The organism is Celeribacter sp., assembly GCF_048259695.1.
In the GTDB taxonomy this organism is placed as follows: domain Bacteria; phylum Pseudomonadota; class Alphaproteobacteria; order Rhodobacterales; family Rhodobacteraceae; genus Celeribacter.
In genome coordinates this window covers 71,130-91,275 of record NZ_JBLXHL010000006.1, presented here as the reverse complement: position 1 = coordinate 91,275, position 20,146 = coordinate 71,130, and the positions used below count along the sequence as shown (strand labels likewise).

The following is a 20,146-nucleotide window of genomic DNA, read 5'->3' as shown; positions in this document are numbered from 1 at the left end:
ACTTACCCTTTTAAAACGGCCTCCGCGGCCGCAATCGCCGCCTCGGCTCCCGCGAAATCTTTTCCACCGCCCTGAGCCATATCAGCACGGCCACCGCCGCCCTGACCGCCCACTTCGACCACCGCCGCCTTGAGCACCTCCACGGCGGACACTTTGCCCACCAGATCATCCGTCACACCACAGGCCACGGCCACCTTGCCGTCGTCATCCGCGATCAACAAAATCACACCGGACCCAAGGTTGGTTTTATGCGCATCGATCAACCCGCGCAGGTCCTTGCCCGATACCCCCTGTAACGCTTGTGCCAGAAACGGCACGCCGCCCACATCGCGGGCCTCAACGGCGCCACCGGTGGCCCCGCCGCCCATAGCGATCTGTTGGCGCAGGTTTGCGACCTCTTGTTCAAGCTTCTTGCGCTCGTCACTCAACGCTTTAACGCGGTCCACGACCTCGCCCACGGGGGCCTTCAACATCGCGGCAACCGCATCGGCACGCCCCGCCGCCTGCGCCAAATGGGCAATGGCGGCTTGGCCCGTGAGGGCTTCGATCCGGCGCACCCCTGCGGAGGAGGCGCTATCGCCCGTGATCACGCACACCCCGATGTCACCCGTGCGCGCCACATGGGTCCCGCCGCACAGCTCAAGCGAATAGGTCTTGCCCGCAACGCCCTTGCCCGTGTCCGCCTGGCCCATCGACACAACGCGCACCTCGTCGCCGTACTTTTCGCCAAACAGCGCCTGTGCGCCAATGGCACGGGCGTCGTCGGGCGTCATAATACGGGTTTCAACGGGCGTGTTTTGACGGATGAACGCATTCACATCGGCCTCGACCGTGGCCAGTTCCGCCGCACTCAGCGCCTTGCCATGGGAGAAATCGAACCGCAAACGGTCCGGCGCATTGAGCGAGCCGCGCTGTGCGACATGATCGCCAAGCGTGATGCGCAACGCCTCGTGCAACAGGTGCGTGGCCGAATGGTTGGCACGGATCGTGGCGCGCCGCGCATGATCGACCTCCAACACCGCGGGCTCGCCGACATTGATCGTCCCTTTGCGAACCTCGGCGATGTGAATGAACACGCCCGCGACCTTTTTCGTGTCGGTCACCGATGCGATATTGCTGTCGACACGGATCACACCGGTGTCGCCCACCTGACCACCGCTTTCACCATAAAACGGTGTCTGGTTGACGATAATTTGCACCGTGTCGCCCGCCGTCGCAGATGTCACGCGTGCGCCGTCTTTGACCAAGGCGACAATCTCGCCCTCGGCCTTTTCGGTCTCGTACCCCAGAAATTCGGTGGTGCCTTTGTCCTCGGCGATGTCATACCACACGGTCGCATCCGCCGTTTCACCCGAGCCGGCCCATGCCGCGCGGGCCTTGGCCTTTTGCTCGGCCATCGCGGCGTTAAAGCCGTCGGTGTCAACTTCGCGGCCCTTTTCGCGCAGGGCATCCTGCGTCAGGTCAAGCGGGAACCCGAAGGTATCGTAGAGTTTGAACGCCGCCGCCCCCGCGAGTTTTTCACCCGCGCCCAAACCGTCCAATTCGTCGTCAAGAAGTTTCAGGCCGCGATCAAGCGTCTGTTTGAACCGCGTTTCCTCAAGGCGCAACGTCTCCTCGATCATTGCCTGACCTTGGCGCAACTCCGGATAGGCATCGCCCATCTGGCGCACCAGTTCAGGGACAAGGCTGTGCATGATCGGATCTTTCGCCCCAAGCAAATGCGCGTGACGCATCGCACGGCGCATGATGCGGCGCAGCACATATCCGCGGCCCTCGTTCGATGGCATCACGCCATCGGCAATCAGAAACGAGGTCGAGCGCAGGTGATCGGCAATCACACGGTGATGCACGTTTTTATCGCCAAACGGATCGACCGAGGTGGCGTGGGCCGAAGCTTCGATCAGCGCCTTCATCATGTCGGTATCGTAGTTGTCATGGCTGCCCTGCAACAGCGCCGCGATGCGTTCCAGACCCATGCCCGTATCGATGGATTGCATCGCCAGATCGGTCATCGACCCGTCGGCAAAGCGTTCGTTCTGCATGAACACCACGTTCCAGATCTCGATAAAACGGTCGCCATCCTCATCGGGCGAGCCGGGAGGGCCGCCCCAGATGTGATCGCCGTGGTCATAAAAAATCTCGGTACACGGACCACAAGGGCCAGTATCGCCCATCTGCCAGAAGTTGTCGGAGGTGGCGATACGGATGATCCGGTCCTCGGGAACACCAACCTTTTTCCAGATCCCGAACGCCTCGTCATCGGTGTGATAGACGGTGACATACAACCGCTCTTTGGGGATCCCGAAAACGCCCGTGATCAATTCCCATGCAAACGGGATGGCCTCGTCCTTGAAATAATCGCCAAAGGAAAAGTTGCCGAGCATTTCAAAGAATGTGTGGTGACGCGCGGTGTAGCCGACATTGTCGAGGTCGTTGTGCTTGCCCCCTGCACGAACGCATTTTTGTGCCGAGGTGGCACGCACGTAATCGCGCTTTTCCAGACCTGTGAAGCAGTTTTTGAACTGAACCATGCCCGAGTTGGTAAACATCAACGTCGGATCATTGCGCGGGACAAGCGAGGAGCTGTCCACGACCGTATGGCCGTTGCGGTCAAAATAATTCAGGAATGTGGAGCGGATGTCGTTGACGCTTGGCATGTCAGGGCTCTTGTTTTTGGGCAGGAAATTGCAGTCCTTCGGGTTTATCGCCCCTTTGACAGCCTGTCCATTGCCCGCACCATGCAAAAGGGCCGAAACCCGACGGTTCCGACCCTTTTTCGTTTGATTTTTCCACGCCGTGGCGGTGCTTATTCCGCGTCGTCGCCGTCAACCACGTCTGTGACCTCTTCGATGGCGGCAAATTCATCGGCCAGATCGAACTCAAGCCCGTGTGACGCGCGGATCTTATCCTCGATCTCAAGGGCAAAGCGGGTGTTTTCCTTGAGGAACCGCTTGGCGTTTTCGCGTCCCTGCCCGATACGTTCGTCCCCGTAGGAGAACCACGAGCCCGATTTGTCGACCACGCCCGCTTTCACGCCGAGGTCCAAAAGTTCACCGGTTTTCGAAATTCCCTCGCCATACATGATGTCGAATTCGACCTGTTTGAACGGTGGGGCCACTTTGTTTTTGACGACCTTCACGCGGGTTTCGGAGCCGACAACCTCGTCGCGATCCTTGATCTGGCCGATGCGGCGAATATCGAGGCGCACGGAGGAATAGAATTTCAACGCATTGCCGCCGGTGGTTGTTTCGGGCGAACCGAACATAACGCCGATTTTCATGCGGATCTGGTTGATAAAAATCACGGTACATTTGGACCGGTTGATCGATCCTGTCAGCTTGCGCATGGCCTGGGACATCAAACGGGCCTGAACACCGACGGAGCTGTCCCCCATATCGCCCTCAAGTTCGGATTTGGGCGTCAGGGCGGCCACGGAGTCGACAACCACGAGCGACACAGCGCCGGAACGCACCAAAGTATCCACGATTTCAAGGGCTTGTTCACCGGTGTCGGGCTGTGAAATCAGCAACTCGTCGAGGTCCACGCCCAGTTTGCGGGCATAGATCGGGTCAAGCGCGTGTTCTGCATCGACAAAGGCGCACACACCGCCTTTTTTCTGCTCTTCGGCCACGCAGTGCAGCGTCAGGGTGGTTTTACCCGACGATTCAGGGCCGTAGATTTCAATGATGCGCCCGTTCGGGATCCCGCCAATTCCAAGCGCGATATCAAGGCCAAGCGAGCCCGTGGACGTGGATTCGATCTCATGGGCGGGGTTGTCCGCGCCCAGTTTCATGATCGACCCTTTGCCGAACTGGCGCTCGATCTGCGCCAAAGCGCTGTCGAGGGCCTTTTGCTTGTTGCTGTCGTTCTTGCTCATCTCTGCTGCCGCCGCTTTAGCCATTGGTCTTTACCCTTATCTCACACCCGCCCCGGGGCGGCAACGGAAACCCTATGGCCCGTCACGCTCCGCGAGGACAGGTTATGTTCCTGTCTTGTTCTCTATATTCCTTATGAGATCAAAAAGAGAACACTACAACAAAAAACTGATGCCATAAGCAGTGGCAGAGATTGGTTAATGCTTAATTTACGGGGCCAATCAGGCGCGCAAACGCTGTACCAGAACCCAAAGAAACGCCTATAAGGCATTGAATTCATAAAGAGATGGTCAACGGATCATTTCGGACCAATGCCCCCACCACCGCCGCAAGCCCCGCGAAATAAATCTCAATCCTCGAACTGTGCCTGCACAACTTCGGTGAGTTCAGAGAGCGAAAACGGCTTTTGCAGGAACACCGAATTGGGAATCCGCGCCTGTTGGTCGGAGAAATGATCCTCCGCATAGCCCGAAACAAAGACCACCTTGACGTCCGGGCGGGCCTCGCGGGCCTGTGTCACCCATGTGGGGCCGTCCATGCCGGGCATGATCACATCGGACAGGAACAGGTCAACCTGCAGGCTCTCGTCCTCCAACAGCTCCAAGGCATCCTCGGCGCATTCGGCCTCCAACACGGTGTAGCCGCGCAGTTTGAGCGCACGGGCGGCAAAGGCACGCACAGGGGCCTCATCCTCGACCAGAAGCACAACACCGTCGCCGCGCTCCACAACGCGCTTGGGTGTGGTCACGGCCGCTTTGGCGACCTCTTCGCTGCTGACGGCATGGGTCGGCAGGTAGATGGAGAACTTCGTGCCAACACCCACCGCACTGTCGACAAAGATAAAGCCACCGGTCTGTTTGATGATGCCATAGGCCGTGGACAGGCCCAACCCCGTCCCCTCGCCGGTGCGCTTGGTGGTGTAGAACGGCTCGAAAATCTGTTGCAACTGCTCTTTGGGGATGCCGGTACCCTGATCGGACACGGAGATCAGAACATAATCGCCCGCAGGGACGGTGGCGCGGCCTTTCATCAGGGACTCATTCAACACGGCGTTGCGCGACGAGATGGCGATCTCCCCGCCTCCGGGCATGGCATCACGGGCGTTCACCACAAGGTTCATAATGACCTGTTCCAACTGTCGCTTATCAACCCGAATGGGGCGCAGATCGTCATCATGGGACACCGCGAGGCTGATCTTTTCGCCCACCAGACGGTTGAGCAAGTGCGTGAGATCCGACAGCGTATCGCGCAGGTTGATGACCTCGGGTTTGAGCGTCTGTTTGCGCGAAAAGGCGAGTAACTGACCAACGAGCGCCGCCGCACGGTTGGCGTTCTGGTGGATTTGAACCAAATCGCCATATTCGGGATCGGAACTGTCATGGCGCAGCAGCAACAGGTCGCAATGCCCCGAAATCGCGGTCAGCAAGTTGTTGAAATCGTGGGCGACACCACCGGCAAGTTGACCGATGGCCTGCATTTTCTGGCTCTGGACGAATTGGGCTTCGAGGGCCTTGAGCTGCGTGGCATCGGTCAGAACGGACACCAACTCGACATTGCCGTCCTCGTTTTCCACCCGCGTCAGGGAAATTTGCAAAAAGGTATCTTTTTCGGGCCGTGAGGCGCGTACAAACTCGGGCTTGTGCATCCGGCCTTGCGCCACATCTCCCGCCCATTCATCGACGGAACGCCCCAACCCCTCGATCACATCGCCCAAGTTGAGCGCACGCGGATCGGCGGGCATGGCGAGCAATTCACGGGCCGAGCGGTTGCTTTCAAGGATCACCCCGCCCGCGCTCACTTTGAGCAGGGCAACGGGCAAGGCGTCGAAATCCGTCCACGCCCCCACCTGCGGCGTCAATTCCGGCAGGAAATAGACCTCATGGCGCCCCGTTGGCGTCTCGTATTGGGCCACCCGCGCCGAAATCGGTGCGGATTTTCCCGACAGCAAATGCAAATCGCCATTGCGCAGCGGCAAATCCGTCACGATCCGGTCGAGCGACTTTGGACGATGCCCGATCAAGCGGTGCAAAGCCGCGTTTGTAAACAACAACTTGCCCTTGGCTGACAGCACGAGCATGGGCAAGGATACCGCCTCGCCGCCCACACCATGTTCACCGCGTTCCGTGAGATCTTCCAACCGCCACAAATAGCGCTCACTGTCCGCCCCCACCAGATGCACAGACAGGCGCATATGCCCCGTGCGGGTCGCCACATCCTCGGATGCGGCCCCTTTGGTATGGGCATGGTTCTGAAGCCGCGAAAGCGTGGCCGCAGGGGCCGCAAACAGCCCCTCGACCGTGGTGAGCATCGATTTGCCCGCGCATGACCCGAACCGGCTCACCGCCGAGGCGTTCTCGTAATCGATTTTGCCGTCCGCATCTGTGGTGAACGAGGGGGCGGCATCATGGGCCACAAAGGTGGCGATGGTGTTGTGGAAAATGCGGCGTTTGCGCCGTTCACGGGCATTGAGCAACCGCAGGATCAAAACCACCCACAACAGCACCGCACCACACACGAAGGACAACAGCCCCCATTGGGCATCCGGCACGAACAGGGCCACCCCGCACAGGGCCACGCCCAACACGAAAAACCCCTTTGTAAAGGGCGAAAGTCGTTGACCGAGGCGACCCAAGGGTCCGACGCTCATCACGGCTGAGTTCACGAATGCCCCTTCTCGCCCAATAGGCGGCGCACGGTTCACAGGGGGAGGACTGTGCAAGAGAATAGGTTAATGCGTCCTTAAAACCCCTAAGTCTTTGTAATAAATAGGCCCCGAACGGTAAAGTTGTTTCGGAAAAAATCAGGCCACAATCGCACGAAACCGACACCCGCAAACATACGAAACGCCGGACGCGGGGTCAAATCCGTGGCAAGGTCCGTACTCAGGCCGCTTTACGCAAGACACAGACGAAAAATCCGTCCGCCCCCTCAAGCGGCGTAATGACCCGCGTCATTTCGACACTGAACTCGGGGTGGCGGGCAAGGAACCCCGTGATCTGGTTGGCATTTTCCACCTCGAACAGTGAACAGGTGATATAGCCGAGCACACCGCCACGGGCCACACGCGGGGCCACGTCATCCATGATTTGCGCTTGTATTTCAGTGAGTTCCGTCAGCCGCTCGGGCGTCAGCGCCCATTTGGCCTGCGGGGCGCGCGACCATGACCCCGACCCCGAACACGGCACATCGGCCACGACCAGATCATAGGTGTCGGCCAAACGTGACGCCGCCAAGGTCCGGATCATCACCCCGGCCCGCTCTGCACGCGGATCAATATCGTGCATCCGCGCGGGGTCGATATCGTGGGCGGTCACGTCCACATCCGCCTTGCACGCCAGGGCCAGGGATTTGCCGCCCCCCCCCGCGCAGTAATCGAGCACGGTTTGCCCGTCCGCAACCGGAAGCGCCCCGATCACGGCCTGTGACCCTGCATCCTGAACCTCGACCACACCGTCGAGGTAGGCCAGTGAGCGCACCACAGCGCGGGCACCGCGGGTCACGATCAACGCGTCCTCGCTCAGGGCGTGGGGCGTGGCGGTGATCTCGTCTCCGGCCAACATATCAATGGCTTGCTCTACCGTGGCCTTGCGACGGTTGACGCGCAAAAACACCGCACTGCGGTCGCGACACAGGGCCAGAACCGCATCGGCATCCGCCCCCAATGCCGCATCGAACTTGGGCAAGAGCCAATCCGGCGTGTCCATGCGCACCCCGCGCGGGGCGCCCTCCAAAGACGGCACATCGCGCTCGGCATCGGTCAGCGGCGCGGGCGAGAACCGCTCGCCCGAAAACAGCGTATCGAGATCGACACCGGCGGCCCTCAGCGCCCCGATCATCACCTGACGACCGGTCGGGGTGGCCTCGCCCGCCCCGCCAAGCCACGCATAGGACCGCAAACACCGCAGCGCGTCGAATACGTAGTCACGGATCGCACGGCGGTCCTTGGACCCCGCATAGCGGTTGCCCCGCGCCCAATTGGTCAAGGCCCGTTCGGCGTTGACCCCCGACAGGACGGTATCGAGCAATTCGATGGCGGCGGACAGGCGTGCGGTTGGTGTCATTGGAGACAGTACCCTTATGGGAGGACAAAAGTGGGGAGCCAAATAGCAACGGGGGCGTGAGGCCCCCGTTCCCGTGTTCACAGTGTCGCGTCGAATTAGCCGACGCGGTAGTTCGGGCTTTCGCGGGTGATCTGCACGTCATGCACGTGGCTCTCTTTGAGGCCCGCACCCGTGATCTTGGTAAAGGTGCAGCCCTTGCGCATCTCCGCCACAGTCGCGTTACCGGTATAGCCCATAGCGGCGCGTAGCCCGCCGACCATCTGGTGCAACACGGTGCCAACGGTGCCTTTATACGGAACCTGGCCTTCGATGCCCTCGGGGACAAGCTTGTCCGAGGCCGCGTCTTTCTGGAAATAGCGATCCGCAGAACCGCGCGCCATCGCGCCAAGCGAGCCCATGCCACGGTAGGATTTGAACGAACGGCCCTGATAGAGGATGACCTCGCCGGGGCTTTCGTCCGTGCCGGCAATCATCGAGCCGACCATGGCCACGGAGGCGCCCGCCGCGATGGCTTTGGCAAAATCGCCCGAGAACTTGATCCCGCCATCGGCAATCACAGGCACATCGCCCGCCGCCGCCGCACAATCCATAATGGCGGTCAGTTGCGGCACGCCAACGCCCGCGACCATGCGCGTGGTACAGATCGAACCGGGTCCGATCCCGACCTTGACCGCATCGGCGCCCGCGTCGATCAATGCGCGCGTGGCCTCCCCCGTGGCGACGTTGCCCGCGATGATCTGGACTTTATCGCCAAAGGCCTTTTTCGCCCGCGCAACGGCATCGATCACGCCGCTGGAATGGCCGTGCGCCGTGTCGATCACGATCACATCCACGCCTGCATCGACCAAAGCGGCCGAGCGTTCAAAGCCGCTATCGCCCACGGAGGTCGCCGCCGCCACACGCAAACGGCCAAGGTCGTCTTTGCACGCGGAGGGGTTCAGAACAGCCGTTTCGGTGTCTTTGAGGGTCAAAAGCCCCGTCAGTTTACCCGCGCCATCTGTGATCAACAGCTTTTCGATCCGACGCGCTTTCATCAGCGAAATCGCTTCGTCACGGTCCGCAGGTTCGTTCAGAACCGCGAGGTTATTCGACGTCATCACCTGTGACACCGGCGTGTCTTCGGAGGTCGCGAACCGCATGTCGCGGTTGGTGACAATGCCCACAACGCGCCCCGCACCGTCGATGACGGGAAAGCCGGTGAAGTTGTATTGCATCGCCAAGGCCCGTGCATCGGCAATGGTTTGATCCGCGGTGAGGGTGATCGGGTTATAGACAATCCCGCTCTCGAACCGCTTGACGCGGCGCACTTCGTTGGACTGGTCAACCGCATTGAGGTTTTTGTGGATCACGCCCATGCCGCCCATCTGCGCCATGGCAATCGCCATACGCGCCTCGGTCACGGTGTCCATCGCCGAGGACAGCAACGGGATGTTGAGCTTGATCGTTTTGGTGACGAATGTCGACGTGTCAGCGGTGGACGGCAGCACAGATGATGCGGCCGGAACAAGCAATACGTCGTCAAAGGTGAGAGCCTCGCGAATCTCCATCCAACTTCTCCTTGGGGTGATACGGTTTGGCACGTCCCTATTTCATGGATCGCCCGGTTTGGGAAGGGTGTTTTGTGTCTTTTGCGCCCCGCCCCCAAGGTTTAGCGCCGCCGCCTGTCGGGGCCACGGCGCTCGGGGGTGTACAAATCGGTCGTTTGACGGCTTAGACCGTCGCGGCGTTGGTGGCCTTGGACAGTTTGCCCCGCGCCCAGATTTGCATGATTTTAAAGGCGATAACGGATATCGCGAGGGTGGCCGCCACCAGTTCAAGCCCGCCGATCAGGGCAAAGGGTGTCTCCTGAAACCGTGCCGCCGCGAACATCAGATTGGCAAAGGCCGCCATCGGAAAGGTGAACGCCCCCCACAGCGCGGTAAAATCCCCCTTGGTAAAATAGCGCGCGCCAAGCAGCATCACGGCGAATACCGTGATCCCCAGATACCCGAACCCCACGGCCATCCCGCCGTAACCAAGCCCCGCCGCGACACTGCCGAACAGGGCGACAGGCGCAAGGTGAATGGCCAACAGCGGGCGCAGGGGCGGCGGCACATCGGCCCTGGCAAACTGCAGCGCCGAGATCAGCCAGATGGCGGCGGCAACCGGCAGTGTTGTGACCAACAGCACATGGGCAAGCGGCGCCCACCCCACTGCGGGGGCGGCGATACCGCCAATGATGAAGCCCACGAAACTCAGATGCCACACCGGCGTCACGCGGCGTTGCTCGGGCGGGCCGATCACAAACGAACGGATGATCAACAGCGCCACAATCGCATGGCCGACGAGCGAGGCCACAAGCACCAGTTTGGCCAAGGGCACCGAGAACGGCACAAGGGCCGCGGCAAACAGCATCCCCGCGCCCGTGCCCGCCGAAAGACCCGCCCGACCGGGCAGGATACGCACATCATCCGCCACCACAGACAGCCGCCGCACCACCTTGGCCTTGTAGGCGATGACCCCAAAGACATAGAGCAAACACACCGCACCGAGGATCATTTCGCCAATCCACGAGGGCGCATTGAGTGCCACCCCCGCCTGACGCCATGCCAATCCCATGCCGAGCAAGCCCAACATCGGCGGAAAAATCGCCGGCGGCGTGGCCCGCCACAGGCCCTTTGGCGCGGTATGCAGCGGCGGAGGCGGTGGGAAATACGGTTTCTTCGGTGCGGGTGTGTCAGACATGAGATCGGCCTTTGTCATATTGCCTGCCTTGAATACCACCGCACGGGCGCCGCGAACACCCCGCAACGCACCCCGCGTTGTGACGCGGTGTCGCGGTCGGGCGCGGCGCCACGAAAAAAGGGGGCCAAAGCCCCCCTCTCATTTCTATGCAATGTATGGCGCGTTACGCCTTGGCGCGCATCGACACCCCGTCGGCGAACAAATGCACCTTGGCGGGGGCCGCCGTCAGATTGACCGTTGTCCCGCGCAACCCTTTGTGAATGCCGGGCAATTTGGCAATCAACGGGTCATTGTCGCGCTCCGGCACGAAGTAGAGCAAGGTCACTTCGCCAAGGGCTTCGGTCATATTGACCTCACCGTTGATGATGCCCAAACCGCCCGCCTCGACCAAGGTCAGATCCTCGGGGCGCACGCCGACCTTCACCCGACGTCCCATATCGGCAGCCGTGGTGGCAATGTCGGAGATCGCGATCCCCTCGCCGTCCAGTTTCACCTTGGTCTGTGCGCCGGTCCCGATGATCTCGCCCGACAACAGGTTCATCGCCGGAGAGCCGATAAACTGCGCCACGAATTCATTGTCAGGGGTTTCGTAAAGCTCGAGCGGGCTGCCCACTTGCGCGATGCCCTTGTTGGCCAGAACCACGATCTTGTCGGCCAGGGTCATGGCCTCGACCTGATCGTGGGTCACATAGACCATCGTGCTGTCGGGCATGCTTTCCTTGAGCTGCGCGATCTCAAGACGGGTGGCCACACGCAGGGCGGCATCGAGGTTGGAGAGCGGCTCGTCGAACAAATAGACCTTTGGGTCGCGCACAATCGAACGGCCAATGGCCACACGTTGGCGCTGCCCGCCCGACAGGGCCTTTGGCAGACGGTCAAGGTAGTCCTCGAGCTGAAGGATCTTGGCGGCCTTGGCCACCGCCGCGTCGATTTCGGCCTTGGGTTTCTTGGCAATCTTGAGCGCAAAGGACATGTTCTCGCGCACTGTCATATGCGGGTAAAGCGCGTAGGACTGGAACACCATCGCAATGCCGCGCTGTGCGGGGGGCACGTCGTTGACGCGCAGCCCGTCGATCTCGAGCGTCCCGCTTGTGATCTTTTCCAGACCCGCAATCATCCGCAACAGCGTGGATTTGCCACAGCCCGACGGGCCGACAAAGACGATCAACTCGCCCGTCTTGATGTCGAGATTGATGTCCTTGAGCACCTCGACCTTGCCGCCGTAGGTCTTTGCAACATCTGTCAGTTTCAGCTCAGCCATTGGTGTTGTCCTCCCAGATCACCCATGCTCACGCAGCATGATGCAGGGCTGCCAGGGCCCAAGATGAATTTTACCGTCTTCCATTGGAGAAGCGGAGTTCAGTTCGCCACCGACCGCGTGCCATTTGCCGGCGGGCGTTTCGAGCGTTGCGGGCGTCTCGGTCAGGTTAAAGGCGCAAAACAGCTCCTCATCGCCATCCAGACGCGTAAAGACCAGACACCCGTCCTCGACCCGCATATCCACCTGAGCGCCGACCTTGAGCGCGCTATGGGAATGGCGGAACGCAATGGCACGGCGGTAGTGATGCACGAGCGACGCCGGATCATCCTCGGCCGCGTTGACCGACAGGTTCACATGCTCGGACGGCACAGGCAGCCACGTTTTTGTCGCCTCGGAAAACCCGCCATTGTGGTTGGATTTTTCCCATACCATCGGCGTGCGACAGCCATCGCGGCCTTTGAACTCGGGCCAGAATTCGATACCGTAAGGGTCTTGCAGGTCGTCAAAGGCGATATCCGCCTCGGGCAGGCCCAACTCCTCCCCCTGATAGATACAGGCCGATCCGCGCAGACACATCATCAACGTGGTAAAGGCCCGCGCCGCCGCAGGTCCGAGATCCCACCGCGAGATATGGCGTTGCACATCGTGGTTGGAATAGGCCCAACAGGCCCATCCGTCTGCGGCCACCGCGGCGACCTTGTCCATCACGTCCTTGATATACGCCGCATCGGGGGTCTCGCCCGACAGCAACTCGAACGCGTAGCACATGTGCATGAGGTCATCACCGGCGGTGTATTGCCCCATGATCTCCAACCCCAGTTGCTCGTCGCCCACCTCGCCCACAGCCGCCGCATTATACGGCTCCATCACCGCACGCAATTTGCGCAGGAACCCGAGGTTCTCGGGGCGCGATTTGTCATAGAGGTGCTCTTGCCAGTTGTAGGGATTGACGGCCGGCGCGGTTTTGGACGACCGCGCTTCGGCGGGCAATCCGGGGTTGTCGCGCAATTCGGCGTCATGGGTGTAAAAGTTGATGGTATCAAGGCGGAACCCGTCCACCCCCCGCTCCAGCCAGAAACGGCTGACGTCCAGAAGCGCCTCCTGAACCTGTGGTTCGTGAAAGTTCAGGTCGGGCTGAGAGGTCAGGAAGTTATGCAGGAAATACTGCATCCGCCCCGCATCCCATTGCCACGCCGATCCGCCAAAGATCGACAGCCAGTTGTTGGGTGGCGTGCCATCGGGTTTGGCATCGGCCCAGACGTACCAGTTGGATTTGGCGTTGTCATGGGAGGCCCGGCTTTCCTTGAACCACGGATGTTGGTCCGAGGTGTGCGACAGCACCAGATCGATCATCACCTTGACGCCGTATTGATGCGCCGTCTCGATCACCGCGTCGAAATCGGCCAGCGAGCCGAACATCGGGTCGACATCGCAGTAATCCGACACGTCATAGCCGAAATCCTTCATCGGCGAGGTAAAGAACGGCGAAATCCAGATCGCATCGACGCCCAAAGACGCGATGTAGGGCAGACGTTGAACGATCCCCAAAAGGTCGCCAATGCCATCGCCATTGCTGTCTTGATACGAGCGCGGATAGATCTGGTAGATCACGGCGCCACGCCACCAGTCGGGGTCTCGGGTAAAGGTTTTGGACATGGGATCCTGTGCAGTCTGTACGTTCATTTCGGATATGTTCTCTTATTTGACGGAGCCCGCGAGCAAGCCGCGAACAAGGTATTTTTGCATGGCAAAGAAGACGCCCAAAGGCACGGCGATGGAGACAAAGGCGGCGGTGGCAAGGATTTCCCAATTGCCGCCCCGCGTCCCCAAAAGCTCGATGATCTGGCGCGTCATGATGGTGGTGTCACCCGTGCTGTCGATGAGGAACACCAGACCGACCAAAAGGTCGTTCCACGTCCACAGGAACTGGAAAATGGCGAAACTCGCGAGGGCGGGAAAGGACAGCGGCAGGATGATTTTGGTGAAAATCTGGAACTCTGTCGCCCCGTCGACGCGGGCGTTTTCGATGATGTCACGGGGCAGCCCGACCATGTAATTGCGCAGCAAATAGATGGCGAGCGGCATCCCGAACCCCGTATGCGCCAACCATACCCCCAGATAGCCTTTGCCGATGCCAAGACCGAGGTGCAGTTTGAGCAACGGGATCAGCGCCAGTTGCAGCGGCACCACAAGCAAGGCGACCACAAAGGCGACAAGCAGCGCCCGCCCCGGAAAGTCCATCCACGCAAGCGCATAGGCCGCAAAGGCCGCGATCAGGATCGGGATAATCGTCGCGGGAATGGTCACGGTCAGCGTGTTGAAAAACGCCTTTGCCATGTTTTGCGAGGTGGACGGCGAGAACAGCATCTCGTCGTAATTGTCCAGGGTAAACTCGGGCGGGGTCTCGGCGGTGGTGAACACGCGCGGCAAGCGCTCGCCCTCCAAACTCGTGGGCGATGTCAGGCGAAAATCGCCCGCGACATCCACGGTGACGGTCCACCCGTCTTTCAACTCGGCCACATCCCCGGGCGCAAAGGCCTCCGGCGCGCGCGAGGATGTCCCCCACGCGGAAATGGTCGCATCGGTGCTCGGGAACAGGTCGCCCTCGATCACATAGAACGGACCGTCCAGAACCGCCTCGCCCTCGAGACGGATCGCGGGGTTCTGGCTTTCCTGGGTAAACAGCGACGCCCACCACCCCGACGAATAAATCTGGTCTGCGGTGCGGAACGACGAGACCAACAGGCCAAGCGTGGGGAAAACCCACAATAGCACCAAAACCGCGACCGAGATGTGAACAGCCCAGGTGAGCGACGACTTAGATCCTGCAATATTATCCATAATCTCTCCCCCGCGCGATCAGCGCATTTCCCGACGTGCGTTGACGACATTCCACACCAGAATGGGTGTCACGAGCAGCATAATGACCATTGCGGCCGCCGACCCGACGCCCCAGTCACTGGCGCGAAACAGCTTGTCGTACATGTAGTTGGCCAGAACCTGTGTCTCCCATTGGCCATTGGTCATGGCGTAGACGATGTCGAACACCTTGAGCACGGTAATGGTGATGGTGGTCCACACGACCATGATCGTCCCCATCATCTGCGGGATCTTGATCTTGAAAAAGATCTGGAACGGCCCTGCCCCGTCGATGATCGCGGCCTCGATGGTTTCCTCAGGAATACCACGCAGTGCCGCCGACAGGATCACCATGGCAAAACCCGTCTGGATCCAGATCAGAACGGCCATCAAAAAGAAGTTGTTCCACAGCGGAATGGTCAGCCATTGCTGCGGGTCATTGCCCGTCACATACATATAGACCGCGTTGAGCACCCCGATTTGCTCGGTTTCGGGCGGACGGGCATCATAGACCAGTTTCCAGATCACCGAAGCGCCGACAAAGGAAATCGCCATCGGCATAAAGATGATCGACTTGGCGATATTGCCCCATTTGATCCGGTCGGTCAGTTGCGCCACGATCAGGCCGAAAATCGTCGACATGGCCGGCACAACGATGAGCCAGAGCATGTTGTTGCGGATGGCCTCCCAAAACTTGGCCTCGGACACCAGTTGGCGGTAGTTATCAAGCCCCACAAACGCCCCGTCCTGTGCCCGGTCGGTCAGCGACAGGCGCAGCGTCTCGAACACGGGATACGCGAGGTAGACCGACAGCACGAACATCGCGGGAAACAGGAACAGCCACGGACGGATGAGATTGGCGCGGTTGATATTGCGCCCCGCGTTCGGCCCGCGCGGCGGGAACAGGACCTTATCTATCAACAGGTTGGAGGCGTAAAAGTAGCTTACGCAGGCCCCGACCCCGACCACGATGGTCATCAGTCCTTGAAGTGCTGGATGCATGTCCATTCCCCTCCCGAAAGGATCGCTTGGTCATCGCGCCGCGTTGATTGGTCTGAAAGCGGCGCGTTTATTGTTTTGGCAGTTACGCGAAGAGAGCCGGTCAACCGCTCTCTGCGGATAGCAACCTGATGTGAGTATGGCGGCGTGGTGCAAAAAAGGGCAACCCGGAACGCGTCCGGATTGCCCGAAAGGTCGAGAGGCTCTTATTTCAGAGCGTCCCAAGAGGACTGGATCTCGTCGGCGACAGCCTGGGCATCTTTGCCGCCTGTGTAGTCAACCATGCCGGTCCAGAACGATCCCGCGCCAACGCCACCGGGCATCAGGTCGGAGCCGTCAAAGCGGAAGGTCGTCGCATTGAGCAAGATGTCGTTCATTGCGCGTGCTGTGTCGGAGGAGAACTTCGACGTATCCACACCTTTGTGTGGGGTGAGGAAGCCACCTTCGGCCATCCAAAGCTCGTGTGCTGCTGGATCTTCGAGGAACTCGATCAGAGCATGTGCGCCCTCGGATTCGTTGGTGATCGCAAAGAGCGTACCAGCACCGAGAACAGGTTTGCCGAGATCTTTGTCCGCGTAAGCAGGGAAGTAGAAGAAGTCCGCATCCACACCCATTTCCGTGCCTTCAGGGAAGAACGCAGGGATAAAGGACGCCTGACGGTGCATGTAGCACTGGGGCGGGCTGTCAAACAGGCCTTTGGGGCTGTCACGGAAGTCGGTGGTTGCAACCGCGCCTGCGCCGCCTGCGACATAAGCGTCGTTACGTGCGAACCAACCGAAATCTTCGATGGCTGCGACAACTTTAGGATCGTTAAACTTCAGATCGTTGGCAACCCATGCGTCGTAATCCGCAGGGGATTGCGTGCGCAGCATCAGATCTTCGACCCAGTCGGTTGCAGGCCAACCTGTTGCGGCACCGGAACCCAGACCGATACACCATGGTGTCTCGCCGTTTGCAGCAATTTCTTCGGTCAGGGCTTTGAGCTCTTCCATCGTTGTTGGAACTTCGTAGCCACCATCCTCGAAGGTCTCAGGCGAGTACCAAACGAGCGATTTCAGGTCGGCACGAAAGAACATGCCGTAGTGGTGGCTTGCGCCCTCTTTGTCGGCGAAGGTCGCCAGATCAACCCACGACTGACCTGCGGCGTAGTTCTCTTTGATCCACGCGCCCACTTCGGGCTTGAGCGGCGTCAAAAAGCCGCGCGATGCCATGTCAGCGGCCAGACCGGGCTGCGGGAACACAGCGACGTTTGGCGCGGAGCCGGCTTCGGCGTCGATCACGATTTGCTGCTCGAAGCTGTCGGAACCAACGTATTTGACTTCTGCGCCGGTCTTCTCTTCGAAGATATCAAAGATTTTTGCGATGGTTTCGGATTCAGGGCTGAGCCATGGACCCGCAACCGTAATCACTTGGCCGGACAAGTCCTGTGCGGATGCGGCCCCGATGGTGAGTGCGGCCACAGCGGCACCCGTCAAAAGATATGTCTTCATGTAAACCTCCCAGTTTCGACCTAGACAATGGTATCGTCCTTGCGCTCCGGTCACGCCCCGACCCGAACACACGCCGGAATCAGAACGCCACTCAAAGCGCTTTGGATGCCTTAGGGTGGTTCAAACACGCCGCTCTGTCAATGATGTTAGCGTGGACACAAACGCACAGGCAAAACACCCGGAGCACCGTAATCGATTATGCCGCACCGCGGCGTGCCTCTTGCGGGTGTTCCTCGCGTAAACATCCGACTAAACCTTTGCCATCAAACAAGAACCGTTCTACGCTTGTTGCATATTTTATGCTTACCCAGGGTTGTCATCCCCCATGAATCTCAAGAAACTCTCAGACATTGTTGGCTTATCCCAGACGACCGTGAGCCGCGCCCTCAATGGCTATCCCGAAGTGTCGGAAGCCACCCGTGACCGCGTGCGCAAAGCCGCCGAAAAATACAATTACGCCCCAAACAACCGCGCAAGATCACTGGCCACAGGGCGCACACACGCCGTTGGTCACGTGATTCCCGTCTCGACCGAACACGAGGTGGTCAACCCCGTCTTCACCGACTTTATCGCAGGCGCCTCGGAAATCTATTCGCGCGAAAACTACGATATGCACCTCAAAATCGTGCCTGATGCGCTTGAGGAACAAACCTATCGCGACATCGCCCTCAAGGGGTCGGTGGACGCGGTGATCGTCCACGGACCAAAGGACAACGACAAACGGATCGAGTTGCTGCGCGGCATCGGCATGCCGTTTGTGGTCCACGGGCGTTCTGGCGGCAAAGGCGAGGATGACTACTCGTGGGTCGATATGAACAACGCCCGTGCCTTTGAACGCGCCACCGAATTCCTGTTGGACCTCGGCCACCGCCGGATCGGGTTGCTCAACGGTTTGGAGACCATGGATTTTGCCTCGCGGCGCCGCCACGGGTACAAGGCGGCCCTCACCGCACGCGGCATAGCCGAGGACCCTGCCCTGTGCTACTCCTCTGAAATGACAGAAGAGTTCGGGTTCAATTCGGCGCGCGCCCTGTTGAATGCGGACAATCCCCCCACGGCCTTTCTGGCTTCGTCGATCATCATCGGCATCGGTGTGCGCCGCGCCTGTGAAGAGGCCAACCTGAAACTCGGGCGCGATGTTTCATTGGTGATCCACGACGATGATCTGTCCTATTTGCGCAACGGCACGAGCGAGCCGATTTACACCGCCACGCGGTCCTCTGTGCGCCTTGCGGGCCGGATTTGCGCCGAAATGCTGATGACCAAGATCGCCAACCCGGATGCGCCGCCCGAGCACCGGTTGCTCGACGCCGAACTCATTATCGGCCACACCCACGGCCCCGCTCCGGCACGCTAACACCAAGGCGAGGCGCACAGGGGCGCACGCAAAACGTCAAAGCGCTTTGATATTGTCAATTCACATATGTAATCGTTATAGATAGCGCTAACGGCAATTTTTAGCCAAAGATCACACCGCCACCGGTCCGCCGCCCCAAAGCGCGATCCGAGGCCCGAAGGGAGCACAGCCATGACCCAATCCCCCAAATTGACCCGCGCGGATTTTCCCGACGGTTTCACCTTTGGCGCGGCCACCGCCGCCTATCAGATCGAGGGCCACGGCTTTGGCGGCGCGGGTCCGACCCATTGGGACACCTTTGCGGCCACCCCCGGCAACGTGATCCGCGCCGAGGATGGCGCACGCGCCTGTGACCACTATCACCGCTACGCCGAGGATTTCGACCTGTTGAAAGACGGCAATTTCGATGCCTACCGCTTTTCGACGTCATGGGCGCGGGTATTGCCCGAGGGCCGCGGACAGGTGAATCAGGAGGGCTTGGATTACTACGACCGCCTCACCGATGCGCTTCTTGAGCGTGGTCTGAAACCCTATCAAACGCTTTACCACTGGGAAATGCCCGCCGCCCTGTCCGATCTGGGCGGATGGACCAACCCCGATGTCCACAACTGGTTTGGCGATTACGTCGAGATCATCGACAACCGCATTGGCGACCGCATGGCGGCGATTGCCACCATCAACGAGCCATGGTGCGTGGCCTACCTGTCGCATTTCCTCGGCATTCACGCCCCCGGCACCCGCGATATCCGCGCCGCGTCGCGGGCAATGCACCACATCCTGAAGGCCCACGGCGAGGCGATGACCCGCCTGCGCGCCAAAGGCCGCGACAACTTGGGTATCGTGCTCAACTTCGACTACGCCGTGCCGGCCACCGAGAGCGACGAGGACGCCCGCGCCGCCGCCACCGCCGATGCGGTGTTCAACCGTTGGTTCATCGAGGCGATCACCAAAGGCACCTACCCCGCCGAGGCGCTTGAGGGCTTCGGGGCGCATATGCCCCACGGGTGGGAGGACGACCTCAAAACCCGCATCCATCAGCCGCTCGACTGGCTTGGCGTCAACTATTACACCCGCAACCATCACGCCCACGATCCCGCAGCGACCGCATGGCCCTATGCCAAAGGCGTCAAGGGCCACCTTGCGACCACGCAAATGGGTTGGGAAATTTTCCCGGAGGGGCTGCGCCACTTCATCACCCGCATGGCCAAGGACTACGTGGGCGATCTGCCGATCTACGTCACCGAGAACGGCATGGCGTGGGACGACCGCAAGATCAACGGCGCGATCAACGATCCCGAACGCTGTGATTTCATTCAGGGCCATCTGGCCGCGATGAAGCAATCCATCGCCGACGGCGCCAACCTCAAGGGCTTCTTTTACTGGTCGCTGATGGACAACTACGAATGGGCCGAAGGCTATGAAAAACGCTTTGGCATCGTGCATGTTGATTTCGACACCTTGCAGCGCACGCCAAAAGCCTCCTATCACATGCTCAAAGATATTCTGACCAAAGGCTGACC

13 protein-coding genes are annotated in these 20,146 nt (G+C 60.1%); 2 read left to right on the top strand and 11 right to left on the bottom strand.

What is annotated here, in order from left to right; translation table 11 throughout:
• Positions 1 to 2: 2 nt before the first annotated feature.
• The 11 genes from alaS to ACN0Q0_RS12315 form a co-directional block, all read right to left on the bottom strand.
• Positions 3 to 2,657, bottom strand: a complete 2,655-nt coding sequence (gene alaS / locus ACN0Q0_RS12365) for an alanine--tRNA ligase (RefSeq protein WP_417243707.1) — start codon at positions 2,655 to 2,657, stop codon at positions 3 to 5.
• Between the two features lie 149 nt (positions 2,658 to 2,806).
• Positions 2,807 to 3,901 (bottom strand): recombinase RecA, encoded by a 1,095-nt coding sequence (gene recA / locus ACN0Q0_RS12360; protein ID WP_417243706.1) that lies wholly within the window; start codon positions 3,899 to 3,901, stop codon positions 2,807 to 2,809.
• Between the two features lie 323 nt (positions 3,902 to 4,224).
• On the bottom strand, positions 4,225 to 6,537 hold the full coding sequence (locus ACN0Q0_RS12355; protein WP_417243705.1) for an ATP-binding protein: 2,313 nt from the start codon (positions 6,535 to 6,537) through the stop codon (positions 4,225 to 4,227).
• A 220-nt stretch (positions 6,538 to 6,757) separates the two neighbouring features.
• Positions 6,758 to 7,936: an RsmB/NOP family class I SAM-dependent RNA methyltransferase gene (locus tag ACN0Q0_RS12350; protein ID WP_417243704.1), complete on the bottom strand. Its 1,179-nt coding sequence runs from the start codon at positions 7,934 to 7,936 to the stop codon at positions 6,758 to 6,760.
• A 95-nt stretch (positions 7,937 to 8,031) separates the two neighbouring features.
• A complete protein-coding gene (guaB, locus tag ACN0Q0_RS12345; protein ID WP_417243703.1) occupies positions 8,032 to 9,483 on the bottom strand; it encodes an IMP dehydrogenase in 1,452 nt (483 codons plus the stop codon).
• Between the two features lie 163 nt (positions 9,484 to 9,646).
• Positions 9,647 to 10,660, bottom strand: coding sequence for a tellurium resistance protein (locus ACN0Q0_RS12340; RefSeq protein WP_417243702.1), 1,014 nt, complete (start codon positions 10,658 to 10,660; stop codon positions 9,647 to 9,649).
• 163 nt (positions 10,661 to 10,823) lie between these two features.
• On the bottom strand, positions 10,824 to 11,921 hold the full coding sequence (locus ACN0Q0_RS12335) for an ABC transporter ATP-binding protein (RefSeq protein ID WP_417243701.1): 1,098 nt from the start codon (positions 11,919 to 11,921) through the stop codon (positions 10,824 to 10,826).
• 18 nt (positions 11,922 to 11,939) lie between these two features.
• Entirely contained in the window at positions 11,940 to 13,604 is a 1,665-nt protein-coding gene (locus ACN0Q0_RS12330; protein ID WP_417243700.1) for an alpha-amylase family glycosyl hydrolase, read from the bottom strand.
• 15 nt (positions 13,605 to 13,619) lie between these two features.
• Positions 13,620 to 14,762 (bottom strand): carbohydrate ABC transporter permease, encoded by a 1,143-nt coding sequence (locus ACN0Q0_RS12325; RefSeq protein WP_417243699.1) that lies wholly within the window; start codon positions 14,760 to 14,762, stop codon positions 13,620 to 13,622.
• Between the two features lie 18 nt (positions 14,763 to 14,780).
• Positions 14,781 to 15,782, bottom strand: coding sequence for a carbohydrate ABC transporter permease (locus ACN0Q0_RS12320; RefSeq protein WP_417243698.1), 1,002 nt, complete (start codon positions 15,780 to 15,782; stop codon positions 14,781 to 14,783).
• Positions 15,783 to 15,985: 203 nt separating this feature from the next.
• Positions 15,986 to 17,269: an ABC transporter substrate-binding protein gene (locus ACN0Q0_RS12315; protein ID WP_417243697.1), complete on the bottom strand. Its 1,284-nt coding sequence runs from the start codon at positions 17,267 to 17,269 to the stop codon at positions 15,986 to 15,988.
• 325 nt (positions 17,270 to 17,594) lie between these two features.
• Here ACN0Q0_RS12315 and ACN0Q0_RS12310 point away from each other — a divergent pair, with 325 nt between their 5' ends.
• Both ACN0Q0_RS12310 and ACN0Q0_RS12305 read left to right on the top strand, forming a co-directional pair.
• Positions 17,595 to 18,626 carry a substrate-binding domain-containing protein gene (locus ACN0Q0_RS12310; RefSeq protein WP_417243696.1) on the top strand — a complete coding sequence of 344 codons (1,032 nt, stop codon included), beginning with the start codon at positions 17,595 to 17,597 and terminating at the stop codon, positions 18,624 to 18,626.
• Positions 18,627 to 18,797: 171 nt separating this feature from the next.
• Positions 18,798 to 20,144 (top strand): GH1 family beta-glucosidase, encoded by a 1,347-nt coding sequence (locus ACN0Q0_RS12305; protein WP_417243695.1) that lies wholly within the window; start codon positions 18,798 to 18,800, stop codon positions 20,142 to 20,144.
• The last annotated feature ends 2 nt before the right edge of the window (positions 20,145 to 20,146 follow it).

What these genes read in the sequence shown, in the direction of transcription:
- ACN0Q0_RS12350 (WP_417243704.1), bottom strand. Translation starts at nt 7,936, where the DNA reads ATGACACCAACCGCACGCCTGTCCGCCGCCATCGAATTGCTCGATACC.
- ACN0Q0_RS12320 (WP_417243698.1), bottom strand. Translation starts at nt 15,782, where the DNA reads ATGCATCCAGCACTTCAAGGACTGATGACCATCGTGGTCGGGGTCGGG.
- guaB (WP_417243703.1), bottom strand. Translation starts at nt 9,483, where the DNA reads ATGGAGATTCGCGAGGCTCTCACCTTTGACGACGTATTGCTTGTTCCG.
- ACN0Q0_RS12340 (WP_417243702.1), bottom strand. Translation starts at nt 10,660, where the DNA reads ATGTCTGACACACCCGCACCGAAGAAACCGTATTTCCCACCGCCTCCG.
- ACN0Q0_RS12315 (WP_417243697.1), bottom strand. Translation starts at nt 17,269, where the DNA reads ATGAAGACATATCTTTTGACGGGTGCCGCTGTGGCCGCACTCACCATC.
- ACN0Q0_RS12310 (WP_417243696.1), top strand. Translation starts at nt 17,595, where the DNA reads ATGAATCTCAAGAAACTCTCAGACATTGTTGGCTTATCCCAGACGACC.
- ACN0Q0_RS12325 (WP_417243699.1), bottom strand. Translation starts at nt 14,762, where the DNA reads ATGGATAATATTGCAGGATCTAAGTCGTCGCTCACCTGGGCTGTTCAC.
- ACN0Q0_RS12305 (WP_417243695.1), top strand. Translation starts at nt 18,798, where the DNA reads ATGACCCAATCCCCCAAATTGACCCGCGCGGATTTTCCCGACGGTTTC.
- recA (WP_417243706.1), bottom strand. Translation starts at nt 3,901, where the DNA reads ATGGCTAAAGCGGCGGCAGCAGAGATGAGCAAGAACGACAGCAACAAG.
- ACN0Q0_RS12330 (WP_417243700.1), bottom strand. Translation starts at nt 13,604, where the DNA reads ATGAACGTACAGACTGCACAGGATCCCATGTCCAAAACCTTTACCCGA.
- alaS (WP_417243707.1), bottom strand. Translation starts at nt 2,657, where the DNA reads ATGCCAAGCGTCAACGACATCCGCTCCACATTCCTGAATTATTTTGAC.
- ACN0Q0_RS12335 (WP_417243701.1), bottom strand. Translation starts at nt 11,921, where the DNA reads ATGGCTGAGCTGAAACTGACAGATGTTGCAAAGACCTACGGCGGCAAG.